Source organism: Streptomyces sp. NPDC050509 (assembly GCF_044457965.1).
Taxonomy (GTDB): Bacteria; Actinomycetota; Actinomycetes; order Streptomycetales; family Streptomycetaceae; genus Streptomyces.
Genome location: NZ_JBITHL010000009.1, coordinates 51,228 through 77,656 on the forward strand (window position 1 = coordinate 51,228; position 26,429 = coordinate 77,656).

Below are 26,429 nucleotides of genomic sequence, written 5' to 3' on the forward strand. Positions count from 1 at the left end.
GCTCAGGCCGCTACGAGGTAGGAGAAGACCGACTCAAGGGATTCGTCCGACGGCGAGACCGTGAGCAGCCGGATGGAGTGCTCGCGGGCGACCTTCGGAAGCAGTTCGGTGAAGCGGCCGAAGTCGACGGCCTGGATACGCAGGGCGCCCTCGGCGAGGTCGACCTCGATGCCGGCCGTCGACGGGTCGGCGATCAGGGCGGCGGCGAGCGCGCGGTCGTCGCTGGACCGTACGAGATAGCGGTGCGGCCGGTCGGTCATCAGCCTGCGGATCTTGCGGAAGTCACCGGAGGCGGCGTGCCGGCCCGCCACGATCACCTCGATGTGCGAGGCGAGTTGCTCGACCTCCTCCAGGATGTGGGAGGAGAACAGCACCGTGCGGCCCGCGGCGCCCATCCGCCGCAGCAGTTCCATGAGCTGCATGCGCTGGCGCGGGTCCATGCCGTTGAACGGCTCGTCGAGCAGCAGCACCGACGGATCGTGGACCAGCGCGGACGCCATCTTCACCCGCTGGCGCATGCCCTTGCTGTACGTCCCGATCCTGCGGTCCTGCGCGTACTCCATCTCGACCGTGGCGAGCGCGGCACGGGCCTCCTTGGCGCCCAGGCCGTGCAGTTCGGCGTTGGCGACGACGAATTCGAGGCCGGTGAGGAAGTCGTACATCCCCTCCCGCTCCGGCACGATGCCGATCTGGCGGTAGACGGACTCGTTGCGCCAGATCTTCTCGCCGTCGAGGGTGACGGTGCCTGTGGAGGGGGCGAGGAAGCCCGCCATCATGTTGATGAGGGTGGACTTGCCGGCGCCGTTGGGGCCGAGCAGGCCGGTCACGCCGGGGCCGATGGACATGGTCACGTCGTTGACGGCGACCACGTTCCCGAACCAGCGCGAGGTGTGCTCGATGTTGATGGTGGTCACAGCCCGACCTTCCGGTAACGGCTCATGAGGACGGCGTACGCGCCGGAGATGAGCGCGAGTACGGCCAGCAGGTAGACCACGCCGACCCCGGCCGAGGGGCCCGCGCCCCCGGGGAAGGACGACGTGGCGCCGAGGAACGCGGTCTGGAGGCCGTCGATCAGCGTGATAGGGGAAAAGAGGCCGATCCATTGGACGGCGCCGCCCTGGTCCGTGGTGGAGGCGATCGCCTGGAGGACGGAGACGGCCCCGTAGGAGATGGTCAGCATCGCGATCACTCCGGCGACACCGAACCCGCGGCGCGGCGTCAGCGCGGCCACCACGAGGCCGAGCCCGCCGAAGAGGAGCGAGAGCACCGTCACCGACACCAGCCCCTGGCCGAACCCCTTGGTCTGCTCGACGAAGTCCATCGAGGCCAGCAGCGAGCCGACGTAGAGGATGAGAAGCGGCACGCCGGTCAGGATGAGCAGGGCGGAGGCCATCGCGCCGTACTTCGCGAGGACGTAGTCGCCGCGCTCGATGGGGCGCGAGAAGTAGAGCGGAATGGACTTGAAGCGCAGATCGCGGGAGACGGACTGGGGCGCCTGCGCGGCGAGGTAGAGGCCGATGACCGCCTGGGTGAAGATCGCGTAGCGCGTGTAGTCCATGGGCAGGCTCTTGAGGTCCGTCGCGACGGCGACCGCCACGATGATCGCCGCGGGCAGGCACATCACCGCGAGGAGGATCATCGGCAGGACCTTGGACTTGGCCGACCGGCCGAGTCCGTACGCGCCGCGCAGGGTCTGCGAGTAGAGGGAGCGGCGGGCGTAGGCGCGGCCGAGCCGCGACCCTTCGTACGCGCGGTATCCGATGTTGTGGATCCGGCTGGACCCGGGGTCGATACCGCTGTGGGTACCGGTACGGGCGTCGGTCTCAGCGCTCATCGCGGGCGCCTCCCTTCTGCAGTGCGTACGCCGCCCGGTCCGCGCCCTGGCCCTGGTCGGCGCTCCGGCCCTGGGCCGGGCCCTGGCCTTGGGCGGGCCCCTGGGCCTGGTCCGACTCGGCGGCCGATCGCGGACTGAAGACCTCCGCGATGTGGTGGCGGCGCTGTTCCATCCGTACGAGTCCGAGGCCGAGCCCGGCGACGGTGTCGCGGACGACGTCGTACGTCTCCTCGCCCGTGGCCTCGATCAGCAGGATGTGACCCGCGCCCGGCAGCCCCTCCTCCGTGCCCGAGTGGAGCATGACCCCGGCGGCGGTGAGGGAGTCGCGCAGGGCCCCCGTTCCGTCGGGGTGCGCGTCCGTGTCGGTGACCTCGACCGCGAGGGTCGTGGTGATCTGCGTGAAGTCGCTGGTGGAACTGGAGCGCAGCAGCCGGCCGCCGTCGATGACGACGACATGGTCACAGGTGCGTTCGAGTTCGCCCAGGAGGTGCGAGGTGACCAGGACGGAGATGCCGAAGTCGGTGTGGACACGTCGGATCAGGCCCAGCATCTCGTCACGGCCGACCGGGTCGAGACCGTTGGTCGGCTCGTCGAGAAGGACGAGCTGCGGGTCGTGGACCAGCGCCTGCGCGAGTTTGACGCGCTGCTTCATGCCGGTGGAGTAACCGCCGATGGGGCGGTAGCGCTCTTCGTAGAGGCCGACATGGCGCAGGGTGTCGGCGGTCCGCTCACGGGCCGCGGTCGGGGGCAGCCCGGACATGCGCGCCATGTGGACGACGAACTCGGTGGCCGAGACGTCCGGCGGCAGGCAGTCGTGCTCGGGCATGTACCCGACCCGCTCGCGGATGGCGCTGCCACTGGTGGCGACGTCGAGCCCGAGCACGGCGGCCCGGCCCTCCGTCGCACGGGACAGGCCGAGCAGAATCTTGATCATCGTGGATTTACCGGCTCCGTTGGCACCCACCAGGCCGGTCACACCGGGCCCGATGTCCAGGGAGAGCCGGTCGAGCGCGGTCACCCGGGGGTACCGCATGCTCAGGCTTTCGGTCGCGATCACAGTCGTCACAGTCCGAAGGTAGTGGCGCGGGCCACAGACGACGTCAGACCTGGCGCCTGTATCCGTGTCCGTCTCCAGTCGTACGGACCCGTAGGGGGCATGCCCCAAGGAGGAGGGGAGGCGAGGGGGTGCGGCGGCGCGGCCGGGGAGCGTGGCCCCGGGCCGAGTTATCCACAGGGACAGCGGCTCGCTTGACGCAGCCGCCGCCGGTTGCCACATTCGTCGTGTCACGTGACGATCACGTAGCGCACACAGAACGGGGGGCGGCAGGGTGTCGATCCATGAACAGGCCGCTGAGCTGCGGGGGTTCAGGGAGGTCCAGCGCCTGGCGTACGCGTGCGCGGAGGAGGTCGCCGCGCGGCTGCGGCCGGGGGTGACGGAGCGCGAGGCGGCGCGGATGCAGCGCGGGTGGCTGCGCAGACGCGGGGTGCGGGACTGGTTCCATCTGCCCTTCGCCTGGTTCGGGGACCGTACGGCGTTCGCCGGCTTCCGGATACCGCTCCAGTTCTTCCCCACCGGTCGGCGGCTGGAGCCGGGGATGCCGTTCATCCTCGATCTGGCGCCGGTGCACCGCGGCTTCCCCGCCGATGTGGGCTACTCCGGTTCCCTGGGGCCCAATCCCTTGCAGGACAGGCTCCGCGCGGATCTGGAGGCGCACCGCGAGCTGATCCTGCGGGAGGTGCGCGAGCGGCGCTCGCTGCGGGAGATCTACCAGGATGTGGACCGGCTGATGGCCAGCCAGGGGTGCGCCAACCGGCACCGGGCCTATCCCTTCGGCGTGATCGCGCACAAGGTCGGCCGTCTGAGGGAACGCCGCTGGTCGCCGCATGTGCTCGGGTTCGGTACGCAGGCGGTCAAGGGCCTGGCGGGCGATGTGCTGCACGGACACCGGGACGGCTGGTCGCCGCTGTGGAGCCCGTACAGATCCTCCGACCACCCGCCCCGGCCGGGGCTGTGGGCGGTCGAGCCCCATCTCGGGTTCCGGGGTACGGGCGCGAAGTTCGAGGAGATTCTGGTGGTCACCGACTCCCGGGACCCGGTGGAGAGCGCGTTCTGGCTGGATGACGATCTGCCGCATGTGCGGCGCTGGGCGGAGGCCGCATGAAGGACGACGACCGCATGACCAGCGGGGACCGTGGGCCGGGCCGGGACCGTGAGGCGGGCGGAGAGCCCGGAAGCGACGGGGAACGCGCGGGGGCCGAAGGGCCGGCGGACCGCGCCGCGGCGGCGGGGGCGCGCGAGCGCTGGGTGCGGGCCGGCGGGGTCGACCTGTGCGTCGCCGAGCTGGGCGACCCGGCCCGGCCGACGGTGCTGTTCGTGCACGGCTACCCGGACAGCAAGGAGGTCTGGTCGGAGGTGGCCCGGCGGCTCACGGACCGCTTCCACGTGGTGCTGTACGACGTACGGGGCCACGGCAGGTCTACGGCGCCGGTCCCGCTCCGCGGCGGCTTCACCCTGGAGAAGCTGACGGACGACTTCCTGGCGGTCGCGGACGCGGTGAGCCCGGACCGGCCGGTCCATCTCGTGGGCCACGACTGGGGTTCCGTGCAGTCCTGGGAGTTCGTCACCGTGGCCAGGACCGCGGGCCGTATCGCCTCGTTCACCTCCGTGTCGGGCCCGTCCCTGGACCATCTCGGCCACTGGTTCAAGGAGCGGGCGGGGCGCCCCACCCCCCGCCGGGCGGCGCAGCTTCTCGGCCAGAGCGCCAAGTCCTGGTACATCTACGCGCTGCACACCCCCGTCCTGCCGGAGCTGGCCTGGCGCGGACCGCTCGGCAGACGGTGGCCCACGATGGTCCGGCGGATCGAGAAGATGCCCGGAGACAGCTATCCGACCTCCTCACTGCCACGGGACGCGGCACACGGGGTCTGGCTCTACCGGGACAACATCCGCGCCCGGCTGCGCCGGCCGCGTACGGACGCCACCGCGCACGCACCGGTCCAGCTCATCACGCCGACGGACGACGTCTTCCTCTCCGAGCGGCTCTACGACGATCTGGACCGGTGGGTGCCCCGGCTCGTACGGCGCTCGCTGCCCGCCAAGCACTGGGTGCCCCGCACCCGCCCCGACCAACTGGCCACTTGGATCGCGGACTTCGTCCTCGCCCAGGAGGACGGCGAACCACGGGCCGCCGCCGCCGCGCCGAGCGGCCCGTATGCCGAGCGTTTCGGCGGACAGCTCGTCCTGGTCACGGGCGCGGCCGGCGGGATCGGCCGGGCGGTGGCCTTCGCGTTCGCCGAGGCGGGCGCCCGGGTGGTGGCGGTGGACCGGGACGGGGACGGCGCGGCCAGAACCGCGGAGCTGGCCAGGATGATCGGCGCCCCGGACGCCTGGAGCGAGACCGTCGACGTCGGCGACGGACCGGCCATGGAGCGGCTCGCCGAGAAGGTCGCGGCGCGGTACGGCACGGTCGACGTCCTGGTCAACAACGCGGGCATCGGGCTGTCCGGGGCCTTCCTGGACACCACCGCCGAGGAGTGGAAGGACGTCCTGGACACCAACCTGTGGGGCGTGATCCACGGTTGCCGGCTCTTCGGCAGACAGATGGTGGAGCGCGGACAGGGCGGCCATATCGTCAACACCGCCTCCGCCGCGGCCTATCAGCCCTCCCGCGCGCTGAGCGCGTACGGCACGTCCAAGGCGGCCGTGCTGATGCTCAGCGAGTGCCTGCGCGCCGAACTGGCCGGGAAGTCCATCGGGGTGACCGCGATCTGCCCCGGCTTCGTCAACACCGGCATCACCTCCACCGCGCACTTCGCCGGCGCCTCCGCCGAGGAGGAGGACCGCCTCAGGAAGAAGACCGCCCGGCTGTACGGGATGCGCGGCTACCCGCCCGAGAAGGTCGCCGACGCCGTGCTGCGCGCCGTCGTCCGCAATCAGGCCGTCGTGCCCGTCACCGCGGAGGCCCGTGGCGCGCGGTTCCTGTCGCGGATCGCACCCCGGACGCGGCGCGCCGTCGCCCGGGTGGAGCCGCCGCTGTGAGCACCGAGGAGCGGAAGCAACAGGGGCAACAGGGTTATCAGCAGCGGGAGGAGCGGGAGGAGCGGCAAGAACAGCAGAAACGGCCGGACCGGCAGGAACAGCGGGGGCAGCACGCGATCGTGCCGCGCCGGGTCTCCTTCGACTGGCGTGCGACGCCGCTTCATTGGATACCGGACGAGCCGATCGCCACCCATGTCATCAATGTGCTGCATCTGCTGCTGCCCGCGGGAGAGCGATGGTTCGTCAAGGTCTTCAAGGAGGCCCTGCCGCTGATCACCGACCCCGAACTGCTCAAGGACGTCAAGGGGTTCATGGGCCAGGAGGCCACCCACAGCGTGCAGCACACCTATGTGCTGAACCATCTCGCCGAGCAGAAGCTGGACACGGCGGCGTACACGCGCCATGTCGACTTCGTCTTCGAGCGGCTGCTCGGCGACAAGCCGCCCTGGGGAATACCCTTCCCGGCCGGGCGGTGGCCGCTGTACCGGCTGGCGTTCGTCGCCGCGATCGAGCAGTTCACGGCCGTCCTCGGCGACTGGGTGCTGCGCGCGGGGGCGTTGGACCGTGCGGGAGCCGACGGGACGATGCTCGACCTGCTGCGCTGGCACGGCGCGGAGGAGGTCGAGCACCGCGCCGTGGCGTTCGACCTGTACGAACACTGCGGCGGCCCGGGCCCGTTGCGCTACGCCCGCCGGATCGGGACGATGTGTGTCACCGTGCCCGTCCTGCTGTGGATGTGGGCGTGGGGCGCCGCGTATCTGATCCGGCACGATCCACGGCTCGCGGGCCGATTGCGCTACTCCCTGCGTGCGCACAACAGGGCCGTCGCGAGAGGCCTGTTGCCGCGATGGGGTGAGCTGGGCGCGGCGATACCCCGCTACTTCCGCCGCTCGTACCACCCCTCACGGGAGGGTTCGTCGGCCATGGCCGACGCATATCTCGCGTCCTCACCGGCGGCGCGTGGAAGCCGGTGCGGTGAACAGGGGCTTCAGGAAAGGCCCTTGGATGCCATCACATCAACCCACAGACAAGGAAGGCATTTTGGGCAAATGACCTGAAAGCACTCAGCACTTGTCCACAGATTCGCCAATTAGCCTGTGGATAAGTCAAGTTGACTGTGGATCAAACCTATGAACCATGACGAGTTGAAAATCCGGTGGCGTCCCTCTGCCACCACCCGGCACGCTGACCGGATGCACAACGCCCCGGACCGACCCGGCCCGCCCCGCGCCCCCGATGAGCGACGCACCGTGAAGGTGTCGAAGTACCTCTCCAAGCACCTGCGCCACCAGCCCGAACGGATCGGACTCACCCTCGACCCCAACGGCTGGGTGACGGTCGACGAGCTGCTCCGCGCGGCCGGCGCCCACGGCTTCCGGATCAGCCGCGCCGAACTCGACCATGTGGTCGCCGTCAACGACAAACGCCGTTTCACCATCGACAGCGGAAGCGGTGGGGACAGCGCCGACCGGATACGGGCCAACCAGGGCCACACGGTCACCGTCGACCTGGAGCTGGCGCCGGCGGAGCCGCCGCCGTACCTCTACCACGGCACCACGCCCCGCGCCCTGGACGCGATACGGGCCGAGGGCCTGCGTCCCATGGCCCGGCACCATGTGCATCTCTCGCCGGACCGCGCGACCGCGACCCGGGTCGGGGCCCGCCGCGGCCGGCCCGTCGTGCTGTCGGTGGACGCGGGGGCGATGCACCGTGCCGGGCTGGTCTTCCACGTCAGCGCGAACGGCGTCTGGCTCACCGACTCCGTACCCCCGCGCTACCTGCGGTTCCCCGGCTGACGCGTCAGGGACGGAGCTGAGCCAACGCCTCCGTGCCGATCCGCTCGAACACCCGCTGGTCGGCGGCGAAGTCCGAGTCGGGGATGGGCGCGTGCACCGCGATCTCGGTGATCCCCAGCTCGAAGTGGCGGCCCGCGAAGTCCACGAACGCGTCCAGCGACTCCATCGGCCCGTTCCCGTCCGGCGTGAAACCGGTCAGCAGGACCTTCTCCACCTCCGACGCCTTCCGCCCGATCTCCTCGCACGCCGCGCCGAGCCGGTCGATCTGCCCGCGGATCGCAGCCCGCGACTCCTCGGGCGTACCCGTCTCGAACAGCTTCGGATCCCCCGTCGTCACCCACGCCTGGCCGTGCCGGGCGGCGAGCTTCAGCCCCCGCGGCCCGGTCGCCGCCACCGCGAACGGCAGCCGGGGCCGCTGCACGCACCCCGGGATGCCCCGGGCCTCGACCGCCGAGTAGAACGTCCCCTCGTACGTCACGGAGTCCTCGGTCAGCAGCCGGTCGAGCAGCGGTACGAACTCGGCGAACCGGTCGGCGCGCTCCCGCGGCGACCACGGCTCCTGGCCCAGCGCCGTGGCGTCGAACCCCGTACCGCCCGCGCCGATCCCCAGCGTGATCCGGCCGTCCGACACGTCGTCGAGCGTGAGCAGTTCCTTGGCGAGCGTCACCGGATGACGGAAGTTCGGCGAGGTCACGAGCGTGCCGAGACGGATCCGCCCGGTCGCGGCGGCAGCGGCCGTCAGGGTCGGGACCGCCCCGAACCACGGGCCGTCCCGGAAGGTCCGCCAGGACAGATGATCGTAGGTGTACGCGGTGTGGAAGCCCAGCTGCTCGGCGCGCAGCCACTCGTCACGGCCACCGTCGTGCCAGCGACGGACGGGAAGAATCACAGTACTCAGACGCATGACCGCGACGATACGGGCCGGGTCCGCCCCGCAGACACCGGGCGGACTCCGGGCGGACTCCCGGGCGGACAACGGCGGACACCGGCGCACGGCTCAAACGTGCGCCCCTCCGCCCGCCCGTGCGCGGCCGTACGTGAGAATGGCCCGGTGACCTCGACCCGTGGATCCGTTCCCGCCCCCGACACCTCGCCGCTCCCCGCCCGGCCCCGGCTGATCGCCACGGATCTGGACGGCACGCTGCTGCACGACGACAAGTCCGTCTCGGACCGTACGATCGCCGCGCTCGAACGCGCCGAGGAGGCCGGCATCGAGGTCTTCTTCGTCACCGGACGGCCGGCCCGCTGGATGGATGTCGTCAGCGCCCATGTGCACGGCCACGGCATGGCGATCTGCGCCAACGGCGCCGCGGTGGTCGATCTGCACTCCGGCGGCAAGCTGCTCACGGCCCGCCCGCTGGACCGGGCGGTCGCCCTGGACGTCGTGGGAGCCCTGCGCGACGCCGCCCCCGGGACGACCTTCGCGGTCGAGCAGACCACCGGCATCAACTACGAGCCGACGTATCCGGCCTTCGTCCAGGACCCGGGCGCGACCATCGCCACCGCCGAGAAGCTCCTGCGCTCCGACGGGACGGACGACGGCGCCCCCGTACTGAAGCTGCTCGCCCACCACCCCGAGCTGACCCCGGACGGCTTCCTCGCTCTCGCCCGTACGGTGGCGGGCGACCGCGCCACCCTCACCCGCTCCAGCCCGACCGCGCTCCTGGAGATCAGCGGCCTGGGCGTGAGCAAGGCGAGCACACTCGCCCTCTGCTGCGCCGAGCGCTCCATCTCCTCCGACGAGGTCGTCGCCTTCGGGGACATGCCCAACGACCTGGAGATGCTGACGTGGGCGGGCACGTCGTACGCGATGGGCAACGCGCACCCGGACGTCCTGGCCGCCGCGTCCGGCCGTACCGTCACCAACAACGAGGACGGCGTCGCGGTCGTCATCGAACAGATCCTGGCCCGCCTGTAGAACCCCACCAACCACACCAACCACACCAACCACACCGGGCGGTCCGCGCTCACAGCGGCACCTCCCAGATCACCGCCGCCCCTCGGGTACCTTCCGCCTCTCCCACCCCTCCTTCCCCGGCGCCGAGTCCCGCCTCGGACCAGCTGGACCCGCCCAGCGCCTCGGCCCGCCTCCGGAGGTTGCGCAGCCCGCTGCGCCGACCCCCGGCCGGGATGCCGATCCCGTCGTCCGCCACGGTCAGCCGCACCGCCCTCCTCCCGTCGGCGAGCCGTACGGTCGCGTCCACCACCACCTCGATACGGGTCGCGCGCGCATGGCGGAAGGCGTTGGACAGGGCCTCCCGGAGCGCGGCGATCAGGTTCTTCCCGTTCGGCTCGCCCACAGCCGCGTCGACCGGGCCGACGAAGCGGTGCGCGGGGGTGAACCCCAGCGGCACCGCCGCCATGTTGATCTCCCGCAGGACCCGCGTCCGTACCCCCGACGGGGCCTCCGCCGGCCCCTGCTGGAGCGCGAAGACGGCCGCCCGGATCTCCTGGATCGTCACGTCCAGCGCCTCGACGGCCTGGTCGATGCCCTGGTGGACCTCGGGCGCGACCGTGCCGCGCTGGGCGCTCTCCAGCATCATCCCGGTGGCGTGCAGGCGCTGGATCACCAGGTCGTGGAGGTCGCGGGCGATCCGGTCGCGGTCCTCCAGGACGGCCAGCCGCTCCCGGTCGTGCTGCGCGCCCGCCATCATCAGCGCCAGCGCGGCCTGCGAGGCGAACTGGCCCGCCAGCGTGCGCTCCCGGTCGCCGAAGGTGCGTGCGCCCCGCTCGCGCGGCATGACGAGCGCCCCGAGCACCCGGCCGTCGGTCCGCAGGGGCAGCAGCATGATCGGGCCGTACAGCGAGGCCATCTCGGTGATCACGCGCGGGTCGGTGCGGGCGTCCTCCACGAGGACGTCCTCGCCCGCGAGCAGAGCCGCGGCGGCGGGGCTCTCGGCCGGGATGAGATAGCCGGTGGTGACGCGGGGGCGGTCGGCGGAGACCGCGACGATCTCCAGTTCGCCGTTGGGCGTACGGAGCATCACCGAGGCCATCGCCGAGCCCGAGAGGCGGCGGGCCTGTTCCGCGACGACGGTGAGCGCGTCCTCGGTGGAGCCCCCGGAGAGGAGCGCGGTGGTGACGGCGACCGAGCCGTCGATCCACCGTTCGCGCTGCCGGGCCGCCTCGTACAGCCGGGCGTTGCCGATGGCGATGCCCGCCTCGGTGGCCAGGACGCGCACCATCTGCAGGTCGTGCTCGCTGAACTCCGCGTCCCCCGCTCCGTCGGGCTCCGCCCCTCCCGAGTGCGTCCCGCCGGTCTTCCGGCCGGTCTTCCCGGCAATCTTCCCGCCGGTCCTCCCGGCGGTCTTTCCTGCGAGATAGAGGTTGCCGAAGATCTCGCCCTGGCCCGGGACCGGGACGCCGAGGAACGTACGCATCGGGGGGTGACCCGGCGGGAATCCGGCCGCGCGCGGGTCGGTCGTCAGATCGGCGAGCCGGATCGGTTCGGGGTGCCGGATCAGCGCGCCGAGGAGTCCGGTGTGCCCGTCGGGCCGGTGGCCGATCCGCCGGGCCGTGTCCTCGTCGACTCCGTACGTGACGAAGTCGGAGAGGCCCTCGCCCTGTTCGTCGACGACACCGATCGCCGCGTACCGGGCACCGACGAGCTCGGCGGCGGTCGCGCAGATCCGGTCGAGCGTGGCGTGCAGCCCGCGCCCCGCGCCGACGGAGCACATCGCCTCCAGGAGCTGGGGGACCCGCGCGGTGGTCTCGGCGGAGAGCCCTTCCAGGCTGCCGGCCGCGAGGGTGGCCGCTTCCAGGGGATCGAGGGGATCCAGCGGGTCCAGGGGTTCGGGCTCGTCCATGAATCCGAGAGTAGTAAGGGCCATTTCACACCGAAAGTCGGATTCAGCGCGTCGCGAGGGCGGCGGCGGGTGCCGTCGCTGCCGCGCCGAGCAGATCGCCGGCCCGTTCCCGCTCCAGCATCCGCCGCAGCGGCCCCTCGGCGGCGGCGAGTTCACCGTAGGGACCGCGCTGTACGGTGCGGCCCTCGTCCAGCACGATCACCTCGTCGACCGTGTCCAGTCCCCGCAGCCGATGGGTGATGAGCAGCGTCGTCCGCCCCTCGGTCGCCGCCAGCAGATCGGCGGTCAGCGCGTCGGCGGTCGCCAGGTCGAGGTGTTCCGCGGGCTCGTCCAGGATCAGCACGGGGAAATCCGCGAGGAGCGCGCGGGCCAGGGCGAGGCGCTGGCGCTGGCCGCCGGAGAGCCGGGCGCCGTGCTCCCCGACCAGGGTGTCGAGCCCGTCGGGCAGCGCGTCGACCCAGTCGAGCAGCCGGGCCCGGCGCAGCGCGTCCCGCAGTTCGTCCTCGTCGGCGTCCGTACGGGCGAGCCGCAGGTTCTCGCGTACGGAGCTGTCGAAGAGGTGGGCGTCCTGGGCGCAGAGCCCGACGAGACGCCGTACGGTGTCGCCGTCGAGCGCGGCCATGTCCGTACCGCTGTCCGTACCGCTGTCCGTACCGTCCTGCGCGCCCCCGTCCGTACCGCCCATGCGGCAGCTTCCCTCGCGGGCGTCCAGGAAGCGCAGCAGCACCTGGGCGAGCGTGGTCTTGCCCGAGCCCGAGGGACCGACGACGGCGACGCGCTTTCCCGCGGTCAGCGTCAGATCGAAGCCCGCGAGCGCGTCCCGGCGCTGCCCCGCGTAGCGCGCGGACAGCCCGCGCACCTCCAGCGGGAACGGCGACGCGGGCGCGGGCGCGGGCCGTTCCGGCTCCTGTACGGGGACGGGCGCGTCCAGCACCTCGCACACCCGCTCGGCGCTGCGGCGGGCCCGCTGCCGGTGGAGCACGGCGAGCGGCAGCCCGGTGACCGCCTCGAACGCGGCGAGCGGGGTCAGCACGATCACGGCCAGTTCGACGCCCGCGAGCCGTCCCGCGTGCACGGCCTGGACACCCAGGAACGCGGCGACGGCCACGGTCGCGCCGCAGATCAGGGCGGTGAGCCCGGCGCCCAGCGCCTGGGCGCCCGCACTGCGCGAGGCGATCGACGTCAGTGTCGCGTCGGCCGCCCGCACCCGGCTCAGCCGGCCGCGCAGCGCGCCCGCGACGGTCAGCTCCGCGGTGCCCCTGAACAGATCGACGATCCGGGTGGCCAGCAGCCCGCGCGCCGGGGCCAGTTGCCGCTCGGCGTGGCGGGCGCACACACCGCTCAGCAGCGGTACGCCCACTCCGGCGGCAAGCAGTCCGACGGCCAGGGCGGCGCCCGCCTCTGGCAGCAGCCAGGCGGTGAAGCCGACGGCGCCCAGGGAGACGAGCAGCGCGGTGCCGGCCGGGAGCAGCCATCGGAGCCAGTAGTCCTGGAGTTCGTCCACGTCCGCGACGAGCCGCGAGAGCAGATCCCCGCGCCGTGTCGTACGCAGCCCGGCGGGCGCGACGCGCTCCAGCCTCCGGTACACGGAGACCCTGAGGTCCGCGAGCATCCTGAGCACCGCGTCGTGCGAGACGAGCCGCTCGGCGTACCGGAACACGGCGCGGCCGATGCCGAAGGCGCGGGTCGCCGTGACCGCGACCATCAGATAGAGCACCGGGGGCTGTTCGGAGGCGCGCGAGATCAGCCAGCCGGAGACGGCCATGAGGCCGACGGCCGAGCCGAGGGCGCAGCTTCCGAGGACCAGCGCCAGGGCGAAGCGTCCGCGCAGCGTTCCGGCGGCCTCCCGCATCCGCGCGAGCGGGCTCCGGGGCGTCGGAACCGCGCCGCTGCCGAGGGTGTCCTCAGGGCTCCCCGCGTCGGGGACGGCGACCAGGGTGGCCATCTCCGCCTCCGCGGGCCCCGCCGTCCCCGTACGTTCCGCCGTTCCCGTACGCTCCAACGCTTCCAGGCGCTCCACCGCATCCGGGCGCCCTCCCGCCGGCCGCTCCGGCCGCTCCGACCGCTCCGACCGCTCCGACCGCTCCGACCGCTCCGACCGCTCCGGAAGCGTGATCACCCGGTCCGCCACCGCGAGCAGCGCCGGCCGGTGGACGACCAGCAGGACCGTACGGCCCGCCGCCAGTCGCCGTACCGCCTCGACGATGCCCGCCTCCGTCTCGCCGTCGAGCGCCGCGGTCGGCTCGTCCAGGAGCAGCAGCGGCCGGTCGGCGAGGAAGGCGCGGGCCAGCGCGAGCCGCTGGCGCTGGCCGGCCGAGAGCCCGGCGCCGTCCTCGCCGAGCGCGGTGTCCGTGCCATGGGGGAGCGCCGTCACGAAGTCGTACGCGCCCGCCTCGCGCAGCGCGGCGTCCAGGGCCGTGTCGTCCGCGTCGGGACGGGCCAGCCGTACGTTCTCGGCGATCGTCCCGGCGAAGAGGTACGGCTGCTGGGGGACCCAGGCGATGGTCTCGTGCCAGCGCTCCGGGTCGAGGGAGGCGAGGTCCCGGCCGTCGACCCGTATCCGCCCCTCGTCCGGTGCGGCGAATCCGAGCACCGTGTGGAGCAGCGTGGTCTTCCCGACGCCGCTCGGGCCGACCAGGGCGACGGTCTCCCCCGGCTCGACCGTCAGGGTGATCGCGTCCAGCAAGGGCTCCGTACGGCCCTGGTGGCGGACCGTCACGCCGTCCAGCTCCAGCCGCGGCGTACCCGGCACCTCCCCCGTACCGCGCGTCGCGGGCTCCGTCTCCAGGACCGCGAAGATCTCCTCGGCGGCGGAGAGACCCTCGGCCGCCGCGTGGTACTGCGCCCCGACCTGCCGGATCGGCAGATACGCCTCGGGCGCCAGCACGAGGATCACCAGCCCGGTGTAGAGATCGAGGTCGCCATGGACGAGGCGCATCCCGATGCCGACGGCGACGAGCGCCACCGACAGCGTCGAGAGCAGTTCCAGCGCGAACGACGACAGGAAGGCGATCCGCAGAGTGCGCAGGGTGGCCTGGCGGTACTCGGAGGTGATCGTACGGATCGACTCGGCCTGGGCCTTGGCCCGGCCGAAGACCTTGAGGGTCGGCAGCCCGGCGACCACGTCCAGGAAGTGACCGGACAGCCGGGACAGCAGCCGCCACTGCCGGTCCATCCGGGACTGGGTGGCCCAGCCGATGAGGATCATGAACATCGGGATGAGCGGCAGGGTCACCACGATCACCGCGGCCGAGATCCAGTCCTCGGTGACGATCCGCGCGAGCACCGCCACGGGCACCACCACCGCGAGCCCGAGCTGCGGCAGATAACGGGCGAAGTAGTCGTCCAGCGCGTCGATCCCCCGGGTGGCCAGCGCCACCAGCGAACCGGTGCGCCGGCCACCGAGCCAGCCGGGCCCCAGCTCGGCCGCCCGCTCCAGCAGCCGCCCGCGCAGCTCTGACTTGACCGCCGCGCTCGCCCGGTGGGCGGCCAGCTCGGTCAGCCAGGAGACCAGGGCGCGTCCGACGGCGACAGCGGCGAGCAGCAGCAGGGGAGTACGCAGGTCGGAGCCGTCGTACCCACGCTGGAAGGCACCGACCACCACCTCGGCGATCAGCATCGCCTGGGCGATCACCAGCGCAGCTCCCGCCACCCCGAGCACCACCACGGCCACCAGGAAGAGACGGGTGGCACGGGCGTACCGGAGCAGACGCGGATCGATTGGTTTCACGTGAAACACCCCTTTACTGCCGCTACGGCCTACGACCACTGCTGCGTCCGGACCCGCTACGCGATGTGCTGAGTCCCGATCCGCTTGCGGAACACCCAGTACGTCCAGCCCTGGTAGAGCAGCACGACAGGGGTCGCGATCCCCGCGCACCAGGTCATGATCGTCAAGGTGTACGGGGTGGAGGAGGCGTTCGTCACCGTCAGGTTCCACGCTTCGTTCAGCGAGGACGGCATGACGTTCGGGAACAGCGTCAGGAAGAGCATCGCGACCACCGCGACGACGGTCACCCCGGAGAAGACGAACGACCAGCCCTCGCGCCCCACCGCGACGGCCCCGATCGCGATCACCAGCGCGACCACGGCGACGATCGCCGCGACCAGGCTCGCCCCGTCGCCGCTGTCCGCCTGGGTCCAGGCCAGGAAGCCGAGCGCCAGCACGGCGGTGACGGCTCCCAGGCCCAGCGCCAGCTTCCGGGCCCTGGCCCGGATGTCCCCCACCGTCTTGAGCGCGGCGAACACCGTGCCGTGGAAGGTGAAGAGGGCCAGCGTCACCAGCGCGCCGAGCAGTGCGTACGGGTTCAGCAGATCCGCGAGGCTGCCCGCGTACTCCATGTCCGCGTCGATCTTCACGCCGTGCACGAGGTTGCCGAAGACGAAGCCCCACATGAGGGAGGGGATCAGGGAGGTCCAGAAGATGGTGTGCTCCCAGTTGCGCTGCCACCTCTCCTCGGGCCGCTTGGACCGGTACTCGAAGGCGACGCCGCGCAGGATCAGACAGACCAGGACGAGCAGGAACGGCAGGTAGAAGCCGGAGAAGAGGGTGGCGTACCAGTCGGGGAAGGCCGCGAAGGTGGCTCCGGCGGCGCTCAGCAGCCAGACCTCGTTGCCGTCCCAGACGGGTCCGATGGTGTTGATGAGGACCCGGCGCTCCTTGCGGTCGCGGGCCAGCAGCTTGGTCAGGACCCCGATGCCGAAGTCGAACCCTTCGAGGAAGAAGTAGCCGGTCCAGAGGACGGCGATCAGCACGAACCAGACGTCGTGAAGGTGCATAGCTCCTCAACTCCTCAGTACGAGAAGGCCATCGGCCGGTCGGCGTCCGTGTGGTCGCCGCCGATCTTGGTGGGCGGGTTGAGGTCGTCCTCGGTGAGCTCCGGCGGTCCGGCCTTCACGTACTTCACGAGCAGCTTGACCTCGACGACCGCGAGGACCGCGTACAGCAGGGTGAAGACGGTCATCGAGGCGATCACCTCGCCCTGGGAGACACCGGGGGAGACGGCGTCGGCGGTGCGCAGCACTCCGTACACCACCCAGGGCTGGCGGCCCGTCTCGGTGAAGATCCAGCCCCAGGAGTTGGCGATCAGCGGGAAGAGCAGCGTCCAGAGGGCGGTGATCCAGTACCACCTGGCGAACTTGGGGCTGAGCGCCTTGTTGCGGAAGAGGACGAGGTGGGGGACTTCGTCCTCGCCGGTCCGCAGGGCGGGTGGCAGCAGGAACTTCCTGCGGGTGAGCCAGAGTCCGAGCAGGCCGATACCGAAGGACGCCATGCCGAAGCCGATCATCCAGCGGAAGGCCCAGTAGGCGACGGGGATGTTGGGCCGGTAGTCGCCGGGGCCGTACTTCTCCTGTTCGGCCTTGTTCACGTCGTTGATGCCGGGGACGTGCGAGGTGAAGTCGTTGTTGGCGAGGAAGGAGAGGAGTCCGGGGATCTCGATGGCGACGTCGTTGTGGCCCTTGTCGACGTCCCCGTAGGCGAACACGGAGAACGGTGCGGGCCCCTCGCCGTCCCACAGGGCCTCGGCGGCGGCCATCTTCATCGGCTGCTGCTTGAACATGACCTTGCCGAGGGTGTCGCCGCTGACGGCGGTGAGCAGGCCCGCGACGACGACGGTGATCAGGCCGAGGCGCAGCGAGGTGCGCATCACGGGGATGTGCTTCCTGCGCAGGAGGTGGAAGGCCGCGATGCCGACCATGAAGGCGCCACCGACGAGGAAGGCGGCGGTCAGGGTGTGGAAGAACTGGGTGACCGCGGTGTCCTGGGTGAGAACCCGCCAGAAGTCGGTGAGCTCGGCCCGTCCCGCTTCCTTGTTGATCCGGTAGCCGACCGGGTGCTGCATCCAGGAATTGGCCGCCAGGATGAAGTACGTGGAGAGGATCGTGCCGATCGAGACCATCCAGATGCAGGCCAGATGGATCCTCTTCGGCAGCTTGTCCCAGCCGAAGATCCACAGCCCGATGAAGGTGGACTCGAAGAAGAAGGCGATCAGCGCCTCGAAGGCGAGCGGAGCGCCGAAGACATCACCGACGAAGCGCGAGTAGTCGGACCAGTTCATGCCGAACTGGAACTCCTGCACGATGCCGGTGACCACACCCATCGCGATGTTGATCAGAAAAAGCTTGCCCCAGAACTTGGTGGCCCTGAGGTACTTCGGGTTCTCCGTGCGGACCCACGCGGTCTGCAACCCGGCGGTGAGCGCGGCGAGCGAGATCGTCAGGGGGACGAAGAGGAAGTGGTAGACGGTCGTGATGCCGAACTGCCAGCGCGCCAGGGTCTCCGGCGCCAGAGCGAGATCCACGTCTTCTCTCCTTACATCAAGCCTGTCCCTGCGGCGGGGGCGGAACGCCTGGTTTGACCGGGGCGTACCACCTGGAACCGGACTAGCTTGTGAACGCGTTCACATTCACAAGCATTATGTCGCACAAGCCATCCGGATCTTCGCGGGGGGGGTCCCTCAACGGCGCTCCCCCGCAGCCGGGCCACGACGCGGGGCCCGGGAGGGGGCCCGGGCGGGGACCCAGGAGGGGGCCCGGTACGCGTCAGGGGTGGCCCCGCGAGGCCACCCCTGAAACATGTGTACGCACCGAGCGCGAGCCCCGGGAACCCCGGGAGCCCTACGACTCCCTGGAGCCCGTCACAGCCCCTGGGTCCCTGAGTTCCCTACAGCTCCTTGCGGAACGCCGCCGCGGCCTGGAGGAAGACGTCGTTGGCCTCGTCCTCACCGATCGTGACCCGTACCCCGTCGCCCGCGAAGGGCCGTACGACCACGCCCGCCGCCTCGCACGCCGCCGCGAAGTCCAGCGTGCGCTCCCCGAGCCGCAGCCAGACGAAGTTGGCCTGCGTCACGGGCACGGTCCACCCCTGGTCGACCAGGCCCCCGTACACCCGCTCGCGCTCGGCGACCAGCGAGCCGACGCGCCCCATCAGCTCGTCCTCGGCGCGCAGCGAGGCGATCGCCGCCTCCTGCGCGATCTGGCTCACACCGAAGGGGACCGCCGTCTTCCGCAGCGCGGCGGCGACGGGCTCGTGCGCGACGGCGAACCCGATCCGCAGCCCGGCCAGCCCGTACGCCTTGGAGAAAGTGCGCAGCACGGCCACGTTCGGGCGGTCGCGGTAGAGCTCCACGCCGTCCGGCACCGACGCGTCCCGGTTGAACTCGCGGTACGCCTCGTCCAGCACCACCAGCACATCGCTCGGCACCCGGTCGAGGAATCGTTCCAGCTCGGCCCCGCGCACCACCGTGCCGGTCGGGTTGTTCGGGTTGCAGACGAAGATCAGCCGGGTCCGGTCGGTGATCGCGTCCGCCATCGCGTCCAGATCGTGCACATCACCCGGCGTCAGCGGCACCGGGACGGATGTCGCGCCCGAGATCTGTGTGATGATCGGGTATGCCTCGAAGGAGCGCCAGGCATAGATGACCTCGTCGCCGGGGCCCGCGGTGGCCTGAAGGAGCTGCTGGGCGACGCCCACGGAACCGGTGCCGGTCGCCAGGTGCGAGACCGGTACCCCGAACCGGTCGGCCAGCTCGTTCATCAGCCCGGTGCAGGCCATGTCGGGGTAGCGGTTGAAGACGCCGGCCGCCGAGACCGCCTGCTCCATCACCCCGGGCAGCGGGGGGTAGGGGTTCTCGTTGGAGGACAGCTTGTACGCGACGGGCCCGCCCGCAGCGGCCGGCCTGCCCGGCTTGTACGTCGGAATGCCGTCCAGCTCGGCGCGCAGCTTGGGGCTCGTCTCGCTCACCGCGGGTCCTCCTCGGCCGTTCGTCGGTCGGTCGCTCGGTCCGGCACCGTCCGTACCGTCCCCGCTCCGTCAATCCTGCTCACCCTATGAGGATGGACGGCCGCCGCGTACTCCGGGCGCCGTGAAAAAAAGGGGGGAGCACTTCCGTACCTGGCGTGCGCCGGTGGCTCGCGCCGTGGCGCGCATCCCTCGTAGAGGTGAGTTGAGACCTCTTCGAAACATGGGCCTCTCAACAGGTCCAGACCGCTCCTTGCATAGGAGACCATGGCAGTAACGATTAACTCCCTCTGCTTCCATGGAGGTTGACCCTGATCTGTCTTGCAGAAACGTGCCTGCTGCCGGGTGCATATGCGACCGGCCCCACCGCCCGCCCGCGCCCTACTATCGGCTCGCCATGACAGCAGCAGGGAAACACCAGGTGAGCCGGACGGACACAACCCGCCGGGGAAGCCGGCAGAGTCGGGCGGGCATCCGGGACGTCGCCGCCGCAGCCGGTGTCTCCATCACGACTGTCTCGGACGCCCTCAACGGCAAGGGCCGGTTACCCGACGCCACCAGAAGCCATGTCCGAGAAGTAGCGGAGCGCCTCGGCTACCGGCCGTCCGCCGCCGCCCGAACCCTCCGTACCGGCAAGTCAGGGCTCATCGGCCTGACCGTGACCACGTACGGGGATGAACCTTTCACCTTCACCGAGTTCGCCTACTTCGCCGAGATGGCCAGGGCCGCGACCTCCGCCGCGCTCGCCCGCGGCTACGCCCTCGTCATCCTTCCCGCCACCTCCCGCCACGACGTCTGGGCGAACGTCGCCCTCGACGGCACCGTGGTCATCGACCCCTCCGACCACGATCCCGTCGTCGCCGAACTCGTCCGCCAGGGCCTTCCCGTCGTCTCCGACGGCCGGCCCGCGGGCACCCTTCCCGTCACCGCCTGGGTCGACAACGACCACGAGGCGGCCGTCCTCGACCTGCTCGACCATCTCGCCGACGCCGGAGCCCGCCGTATCGGGCTGCTCACCGGCACCACCACGGACACGTACACCCGGCTCTCCACCACGGCGTATCTGCGCTGGTGCGAGCGCGTCGGCCAGGATCCGGTCTACGAGTCCTACCCCGCCCACGACCCGTGTGCGGGGGCCGTCGCCGCCGACCGGCTGCTGGCCCGTCCGGACCGCCCGGACGCCGTCTACGGCCTCTTCGACCCCAACGGCACCGATCTGCTCGCCGCCGCCCGGCGGTACGGGCTGCGGGTCCCGGAGGACCTGCTGATCGTCTGCTGCAGCGAGTCCACGGTGTACGCCTCCACCGAGCCGCCCGTCACCACGCTCTCGCTGAAGCCGCGCCGTATCGGCACCGCCGTCATCCAGCTCCTCATCGACGCCATCGAGGGGATCGAGACCGACCGGCCGGTCGAGCAGGTGATACCGACCGAGCTGATCATCCGGACCTCCTCGCAGCGGCGCCCGCCGCGCACCACGGTCAGCCCCCCGCGCTCCCCGGCGGGCGACTGACCGGCGCCGAACGCGACGGCAGGTTCCGTACGCCCGCGCACCGGCGCCGTACAGAACCTGCGGGTCGGCCGCTGCCGCCCTCCGTACCGCCTCCGTACCAGCGCCGTGCGGAACCGGTACGGAGGCGGTACGAAAGCGGGACGCGACCGCCGACGCAACCGCGTTCGCGGCCGTACGACACCACGCGACCCGCGGATCCCGGCAACCTGCCGAACGGCCGGGCCTTCCGCATTTCGGGCGATCAGCGAGAAAACAGCCGCCGAACCGGCGGTACGATCGGATTCACCACCCCTGGTGCGTCACAGAGGCCCGAGGTCATTCCTATGATGGGCGCACGACACCATGGACCTTCCCTTTTTCCGCCGACGGGCTCGCCCCGTCCGGCGGCGCGGTGGGGCCGAGAGGTGTACGGCGGCACGACGGTGGTGGAGGGGTCGATGACACAGGGGGCCGGTCAGGGACCCGTGGTGCGGACGGCGACGTTGCGCGACTTCCGCGTACCGCCGTACGCGCAGGTTCCCGTGCAGTCCGGAGAGCCGGGACGGCCCGCACCGGCCGCTCCCGCACCGGGGGACCCTTCGGGTCCCACCGGTGGCGCACCGGAGCAGCCGGCCGCCGTACGGGAGCAGCCGCCCGCCGTACGGGACCGGTCGGACGCCGTACGGGACCAGCCGCCCGCCGCCCCCGGGCAGGGGACCGCCGGCCCGGCCCCCCTCGCCGCCACCGCGGAACACCCGCCAGGCGCGCCCGAGCGCCCCGCGGCGGATGTCTCGGGCCAACCGGACGTCTCGGGTCACCCCGGCGACGCGGTCCCCGCCGACGAACTTCCGGAGGGGTACACGCCGACCGAGCGCGACCTCCCGGTCATCACGAGGGTCAACCGGGGCGACACCGTGCAGGCCGTCGTCGACCCCGCCGAGGAGGCCGAGACCGACGGACCGGGACCGCTCTTCGTCGTCGGTGACGTGCACGGCTACCTCGACGAACTCGTCGCCGCCCTCGGCGAACAGGGCCTCATCGACGGCGAAGGCCGCTGGTCGGCCGGGAACGCCCGCCTCTGGTTCCTCGGCGACTTCACCGACCGTGGCCCCGACGGCATCGGCGTCATCGACCTCGTCATGCGGCTCTCCGCGGAGGCCGCGGCGGCCGGCGGCTACTGCAAGGCCCTGATGGGCAATCACGAACTGCTCCTCATCGGCGCCAAGCGGTTCGGCGACACGCCCGTCAACTCCGGTGCGGGCACCGCCACCTTCCAGGCCGCCTGGATCCTCAACGGCGGCCAGCGCACCGACATGGAGCGCCTCCAGGACGTCCATCTCCAGTGGATGTCCCGGCTCGACGCGGTCGTCGAGGAGGACGGGCATCTGCTGATGCACTCCGACACCACGGCCTATCTCGACTACGGTTCGTCCATCGACGACGTCAACGACACGGTCCACCAGATCCTCACGCGCAATGACGCCGACGAATGCTGGGACCTCTTCCGCAAACTCACCAAACGCTTCGCGTTCCGTGACGAAGGCGGCCCGCAGGCCGTCCAGGAACTCCTCTCCCAGTACGGCGGAGGACGTGTCGTCCACGGCCACAGCCCGATTCCCTATCTGCTCGGCGAAGTCGGCACAGAAGACGCGTCCGACGACGAAGACGACACCGGACCGGTGGTGGAAGGGCCACACGTATATGCCGACGGTCTGGCCATCGCCATGGACGGCGGAGTGACGATGGCGGGAAAACTGCTGGTCGTACGGCTTCCTTTGGCCAACTGAATCAATGCAGGACAGGTGTTTTCCGCAAACCCCCTGTCACGCCACGCCAAAACCGCTCTACCATCGGCTTATCCGTAGCAGGCTCTCCTCCGTTTCCGCCGACTGCGGCTCGTTCCACACGGGCGCAACGGCCCTACGGAGTATCGGGGGATGCACATGAAAAGCGCTCCGCACCTGCTGAGCGAGGATCGCGCGGATTTCGAGCGGATCCTTGGCGATGTGCTGCGCAATGCGCACGAACGTCCGGACCTCGCCACGGTCGGGCAGCGGCTCAACGCGGAGCAGTTGCGCACCATGGCGCTGAACGCGACGGAACGGATCACCGCGTCCGCCGCGGCCGAGTACGAGCACTACGCCAAGATCCGCGGGGAGTTCCGCTCGCCGGGCACCGCCGCGTCGGTCCGCGACTCGGTCCTGGAGCCCGCGGAGGACGACGCGACGGACTCCGGTGCCGGGCTCGCGGCCGTCATCACGGTCCTGGTCCCGCTCCTCGGCGGCACCGCCGCGGCGATCTTCCTGCTGGTCGGCTTTCTCCTCAAGGCGCTCGACCCGGCGCCCGCGTTCGCGGACAGCATGCTCGCCGTGGGCTGGTTCTTCGCCGCCGTCACCGCGCTCGGCATCCTCGCCGCCGCGGTAGGGCTGCTGGTCACGGCCCTGCGCAACAGCTCGACGCAGCTTCCCGCCGACGAGACGGCGGGCGGAGAGCTGCCCGACGAGGTCGCCCGCGCACGCGAGGCCTGGCGCCACGCCCTGCTGGAGCGCGGCATCCTGCCCTTCCTGCGGGCGGCCCTCGCCGACCCGAGCGCGGACCCGGCGGCGCCGAGCCCGCCCCGTACGGTCAAGCAGCTCCCCAAGATCGGCTACAGCAGGCCGGACTTCAGCAGCCCCGACGAGGGTTCCACCGCCGGACGGCGGCCGAACTTCAGCAGCCCGGACTACAGCGGCCCGGACTTCACCAGCCCCGACTTCGGCGGCCCGGAGCACCGGCCGGATTAACCCCGCCGGGTGCCCCGGGCCTCGGACCGGCTTGCTTCGGCCCCCGGGCCTCGGACCGGACCGGCGCCGGAACGGTCAGTCGACCAGTGGCAGATAGACCCGGTTGCCGGATGCGGCGAACTCCTTGGACTTCTCCGCCATGCCCGCCTCGATCTCGTCCGCCGGCACCCCGGCCCCGTCCGCGCCGCCCGTTCCCGCGCCGCCCGCCATCTCGCCGCCCGCCATCTCGCCGCCGTGCCTGCGCCGGATGTCCTGCGAGATCTTCATCGAGCAGAATATAAACAGAGCTCACACAAGCTAATGTCGTCTCACCAAGCCAGTTCCATGGACGAGGGGGCCACTGTGGGCAAGCGTGAGGAGACCATCAGCAAGTTGCGGGGAGCACCCGAGAGCTTGCCGTCCGTCGAGGAAGTCCGGGCCATGCTGGCCGCCGATCCCAACCTGAAGTGCGTTGTCTCCTACGCGCGCATCTCGTTCGACGGCCGGGTGAAGGACGCCCACGGCATCGAGGACCAGCACCGCGACATGACCGACGACGCCCGCCGTCTGGGATGGGTGATCGTCTACCGCTACACCGACAACGACAAGAGCGCCAGCAAAGAGACCGTGATCCGGGACGACTTCGAGCAGCTGATCGCCGATCTTGCCGCTGGTGCCACCCCCGAGGGATACCCGATTCACGGTGTCATGGCGGTGAACGACGATCGTCTCTACCGCCGCCCCAGCGACTGGGAGCGCTACCTCAAGGCGTTCACGTCGAAGGAGGAACGCGTCTATCACGACTCCAACGGCGTGCAGGATCTCTACGCCGAGGGGTTCGAGATCAAGGGGCTGGTGGGCGTGGCCATGTCTCTCAGTGAGACACGCAAGAAGCAGCGCCGCAGCCGGAACAGCCATCGCAGCCGAGCCGTCCGAGGCCAGTCCACGTCCGCGTGGCGCCCCTTCGGCTGGGATGACGACAAGGTCACCCTCCGGCCGAAGGAAGCCGACGCGGTCAAGAAGGCCGTGCACGACGTGATCGCGGGGGCTTCAGTCTCGGAGATCACCTTGCGCTGGAAGGAGGCCGAGTTCATCACGAGCCGGGGCAACCTCTTCCAGTACGCGACCGTCAAGCAGGTACTCACCAACGCCCGGCTCTGCGGCTACCGCGAGATCAAGGGGGAGTTGGTCCGTGACGGCGACGACCAGCCGATCGTGGGCGAATGGGAGCCGATCATCACTCCCAAGCAGTGGTACGCCATCACCGCCACGATCAAGGAACGCGGTCGAGGGACAGGTGTGCCGCGCGGTGGCCTGGTCCACAAGTACCTACTGACCGGCATCCTGCGCTGCGGCAACGTGCTGGACGACGGCACCATCTGCAACAACAAAATGATCGGGATCAAGGCCAACAGCTGGCTCAGATACCAGCACGCGTACATGTGCAAGAAGACCGTGGACGGCGGCTGCAACAAGACATACAAGCGCGGCGACAAGACGGACGAGATCGTGGAGAAGCTGGTAGTGGCCAAGCTGGAGGCCGACGCGGTGAATGCAGCCCGCGATGTGCCCGACTGGGACAAGGCCGAAGCTCTGGAGCGCGCTCTCACCAGCCGTAAGGAGCTGGAACGCCGTTGGCACGACGACAGGGACACGGACATCGACGACGAAGCGTTCTTCCGTAACCTCCCGGCCCTCGAACGCCGGATCAAGGAACTCCGCGCCGACCAGGCCAAGCACACGGCGCTCAAGGCGGAGGCCGAAGCGGCAGAGGAGGACGTGGCCAAGTCATGGGAGTCACGGACCCTCGCCCAGAAGCGAGAAGCGATCAAGCGCGTACTCAGTGCTGTGATCGCGGTTTCCGGCGGCAAGGGCAACAAGGCTTTTGACCCTGACCTCCTCAAGCCGGTGTGGCGACGAGCTGACGACCGGCGAGCGCATCCGCATCGCTCGTGAACGACGCGGCATGTCCCGTCCCGTGCTGGCTGGATTGGTCGGCCGCTCCGCCGACTGGCTCAAGAAGAACGAGAACGGCGACCGTGACATCCGCTCACTTCCGATGCTGGTCCGCCTCGCTCAGGCAATGCGTCTGAGTGATCTCGCCGTACTCACCGGGATGGGGACCGCGCTCCCCGTCTCCGACTGGGGCAAGCTCTCACACCCGGCGGTGCCCGCGCTGCGTGACGCCGTACACGCGTCGATCTTCCGCCGCGCCGCGTACGAGACGGCCAACATCGATCAACTCTCAGGACGCGTCCGGGCGGCATGGGTCACCTGGCACACATCACGGCATCAACGCAGCGAAGTCGGTTCCGTACTACCGGATTTGCTCCTGTCGTGCCAGGCCACTGCCAAGTCCGCAGAGGGAGCCGAACGGCGCCACGCGTACGCCGTAATGGCCGAGGCGTACGCACTCGCCCAGCAGTACGCGGCCCACACCACCGAGCCCGAGCTGTACTGGCTCACTGTGGACCGTGCTCGCATGGCGGCTGAAGAGTCCGACGACCCCACGCTGTTGGCCGCAGCCGCCTGGATCGCCGGCAACGGGCTGCGCGGGAACGGGCACACCGAGGAAGCTCTCCGACCTGTCTCGGAGGCCGCCGCCACACTGCGCCCCCGACTGGAGGACGGTCCCGACATGCTCCGGGGCACCTTCGGCGCGCTCTGCCTCCACGCCGCCATTACGTGTGCCAAAGAAGGGCGTGACGGAGACGCTTGGCGTTGGTGGGACGAAGCCGATGCCACCGCGCGTCAGATGCCCGGATACGCGCACCCCTGGACGATGTTCGGTGCTGGCAACGTCGCCGTGCACGCTGTCACCATCGGCGTAGATCTACGCACTCCCGGCGCGGCACTTCGTCGCGCCTCTGAGACCGTGCCCGAGTCCATCCCTTCCGTCGGAGCGCCGGTCGCGCCCCTTCTTCGACGCAGCCCGATCCGAGCACGCCCGTAAAGAGCACGC

20 protein-coding genes are annotated in these 26,429 nt (G+C 70.7%); 10 read left to right on the forward strand and 10 right to left on the reverse strand.

The features are described 5' to 3' along the window. Positions 1 to 2 precede the first annotated feature (2 nt). From ACIBJC_RS25190 to ACIBJC_RS25200, 3 genes are read right to left on the reverse strand one after another with little or no spacing between them, the layout of a single operon-like run. Positions 3 to 914: an ABC transporter ATP-binding protein gene (locus ACIBJC_RS25190; RefSeq protein WP_399296136.1), complete on the reverse strand. Its 912-nt coding sequence runs from the start codon at positions 912 to 914 to the stop codon at positions 3 to 5. Next, positions 911 to 1,834, reverse strand: a complete 924-nt coding sequence (locus ACIBJC_RS25195) for an ABC transporter permease subunit (protein ID WP_399296138.1) — start codon at positions 1,832 to 1,834, stop codon at positions 911 to 913. Before ACIBJC_RS25195 ends, ACIBJC_RS25190 begins: the two co-directional genes overlap by 4 nt. Next, positions 1,824 to 2,867, reverse strand: a complete 1,044-nt coding sequence (locus ACIBJC_RS25200; RefSeq protein WP_399296779.1) for an ABC transporter ATP-binding protein — start codon at positions 2,865 to 2,867, stop codon at positions 1,824 to 1,826. The genes ACIBJC_RS25195 and ACIBJC_RS25200 overlap by 11 nt, the downstream gene beginning before the upstream one ends. A gap of 295 nt (positions 2,868 to 3,162) precedes the next feature. Here ACIBJC_RS25200 and ACIBJC_RS25205 point away from each other — a divergent pair, with 295 nt between their 5' ends. From ACIBJC_RS25205 to ACIBJC_RS25220, 4 genes are all read left to right on the forward strand, one after another. Further along, positions 3,163 to 3,996, forward strand: coding sequence for a M24 family metallopeptidase (locus ACIBJC_RS25205; RefSeq protein WP_399296140.1), 834 nt, complete (start codon positions 3,163 to 3,165; stop codon positions 3,994 to 3,996). Further along, entirely contained in the window at positions 3,993 to 5,873 is a 1,881-nt protein-coding gene (locus ACIBJC_RS25210) for an SDR family oxidoreductase (RefSeq protein WP_399296142.1), read from the forward strand. The genes ACIBJC_RS25205 and ACIBJC_RS25210 overlap by 4 nt, the downstream gene beginning before the upstream one ends. A gap of 116 nt (positions 5,874 to 5,989) precedes the next feature. Next, the gene (locus ACIBJC_RS25215; protein WP_399296781.1) at positions 5,990 to 6,931 is read left to right on the forward strand and encodes a metal-dependent hydrolase; all 942 of its coding nucleotides are present in this window, start codon (positions 5,990 to 5,992) and stop codon (positions 6,929 to 6,931) included. A 135-nt stretch (positions 6,932 to 7,066) separates the two neighbouring features. Continuing rightward, positions 7,067 to 7,669 (forward strand): RNA 2'-phosphotransferase, encoded by a 603-nt coding sequence (locus tag ACIBJC_RS25220; protein WP_399296144.1) that lies wholly within the window; start codon positions 7,067 to 7,069, stop codon positions 7,667 to 7,669. A gap of 4 nt (positions 7,670 to 7,673) precedes the next feature. Here the strand turns inward: ACIBJC_RS25220 and ACIBJC_RS25225 are convergent, their stop codons facing one another. Then, positions 7,674 to 8,573: an LLM class flavin-dependent oxidoreductase gene (locus tag ACIBJC_RS25225; RefSeq protein WP_399296146.1), complete on the reverse strand. Its 900-nt coding sequence runs from the start codon at positions 8,571 to 8,573 to the stop codon at positions 7,674 to 7,676. A 147-nt stretch (positions 8,574 to 8,720) separates the two neighbouring features. Between ACIBJC_RS25225 and ACIBJC_RS25230 the strand changes: the two genes are divergently transcribed. After that, on the forward strand, positions 8,721 to 9,587 hold the full coding sequence (locus ACIBJC_RS25230; RefSeq protein WP_399296148.1) for a Cof-type HAD-IIB family hydrolase: 867 nt from the start codon (positions 8,721 to 8,723) through the stop codon (positions 9,585 to 9,587). A 49-nt stretch (positions 9,588 to 9,636) separates the two neighbouring features. Here the strand turns inward: ACIBJC_RS25230 and ACIBJC_RS25235 are convergent, their stop codons facing one another. The 5 genes from ACIBJC_RS25235 to hisC form a co-directional block, all read right to left on the reverse strand. Next, complete coding sequence (locus ACIBJC_RS25235; protein ID WP_399296150.1) at positions 9,637 to 11,475, reverse strand: GAF domain-containing sensor histidine kinase; 1,839 nt, start codon at positions 11,473 to 11,475, stop codon at positions 9,637 to 9,639. Positions 11,476 to 11,518: 43 nt separating this feature from the next. Continuing rightward, complete coding sequence (gene cydD, locus ACIBJC_RS25240; protein WP_399296152.1) at positions 11,519 to 15,205, reverse strand: thiol reductant ABC exporter subunit CydD; 3,687 nt, start codon at positions 15,203 to 15,205, stop codon at positions 11,519 to 11,521. Positions 15,206 to 15,261: 56 nt separating this feature from the next. Then, positions 15,262 to 16,254: a cytochrome d ubiquinol oxidase subunit II gene (gene cydB / locus ACIBJC_RS25245; RefSeq protein WP_399296154.1), complete on the reverse strand. Its 993-nt coding sequence runs from the start codon at positions 16,252 to 16,254 to the stop codon at positions 15,262 to 15,264. 14 nt (positions 16,255 to 16,268) lie between these two features. After that, on the reverse strand, positions 16,269 to 17,777 hold the full coding sequence (locus tag ACIBJC_RS25250) for a cytochrome ubiquinol oxidase subunit I (protein WP_399296156.1): 1,509 nt from the start codon (positions 17,775 to 17,777) through the stop codon (positions 16,269 to 16,271). A 362-nt stretch (positions 17,778 to 18,139) separates the two neighbouring features. Next, on the reverse strand, positions 18,140 to 19,219 hold the full coding sequence (gene hisC, locus ACIBJC_RS25255; protein ID WP_399296158.1) for a histidinol-phosphate transaminase: 1,080 nt from the start codon (positions 19,217 to 19,219) through the stop codon (positions 18,140 to 18,142). Between the two features lie 394 nt (positions 19,220 to 19,613). On the opposite strand from hisC, the gene ACIBJC_RS25260 reads away from it, so the two are divergent. From ACIBJC_RS25260 to ACIBJC_RS25270, 3 genes are all read left to right on the forward strand, one after another. Next, on the forward strand, positions 19,614 to 20,726 hold the full coding sequence (locus tag ACIBJC_RS25260; RefSeq protein WP_399296160.1) for a LacI family DNA-binding transcriptional regulator: 1,113 nt from the start codon (positions 19,614 to 19,616) through the stop codon (positions 20,724 to 20,726). Between the two features lie 437 nt (positions 20,727 to 21,163). After that, positions 21,164 to 22,492, forward strand: a complete 1,329-nt coding sequence (locus ACIBJC_RS25265) for a metallophosphoesterase (RefSeq protein WP_399296162.1) — start codon at positions 21,164 to 21,166, stop codon at positions 22,490 to 22,492. Positions 22,493 to 22,642: 150 nt separating this feature from the next. Beyond that, positions 22,643 to 23,488 carry a hypothetical protein gene (locus ACIBJC_RS25270; RefSeq protein WP_399296164.1) on the forward strand — a complete coding sequence of 282 codons (846 nt, stop codon included), beginning with the start codon at positions 22,643 to 22,645 and terminating at the stop codon, positions 23,486 to 23,488. 75 nt (positions 23,489 to 23,563) lie between these two features. Here the strand turns inward: ACIBJC_RS25270 and ACIBJC_RS25275 are convergent, their stop codons facing one another. After that, the gene (locus tag ACIBJC_RS25275; protein WP_399296830.1) at positions 23,564 to 23,755 is read right to left on the reverse strand and encodes a thiamine biosynthesis protein ThiC; all 192 of its coding nucleotides are present in this window, start codon (positions 23,753 to 23,755) and stop codon (positions 23,564 to 23,566) included. 75 nt (positions 23,756 to 23,830) lie between these two features. Between ACIBJC_RS25275 and ACIBJC_RS25280 the strand changes: the two genes are divergently transcribed. Together ACIBJC_RS25280 and ACIBJC_RS25285 are read left to right on the forward strand one after the other, a co-directional pair. Then, a complete protein-coding gene (locus ACIBJC_RS25280; RefSeq protein ID WP_399296166.1) occupies positions 23,831 to 25,423 on the forward strand; it encodes a recombinase family protein in 1,593 nt (530 codons plus the stop codon). Continuing rightward, positions 25,353 to 26,420 carry a helix-turn-helix domain-containing protein gene (locus tag ACIBJC_RS25285; RefSeq protein ID WP_399296168.1) on the forward strand — a complete coding sequence of 356 codons (1,068 nt, stop codon included), beginning with the start codon at positions 25,353 to 25,355 and terminating at the stop codon, positions 26,418 to 26,420. The genes ACIBJC_RS25280 and ACIBJC_RS25285 overlap by 71 nt, the downstream gene beginning before the upstream one ends. The last annotated feature ends 9 nt before the right edge of the window (positions 26,421 to 26,429 follow it).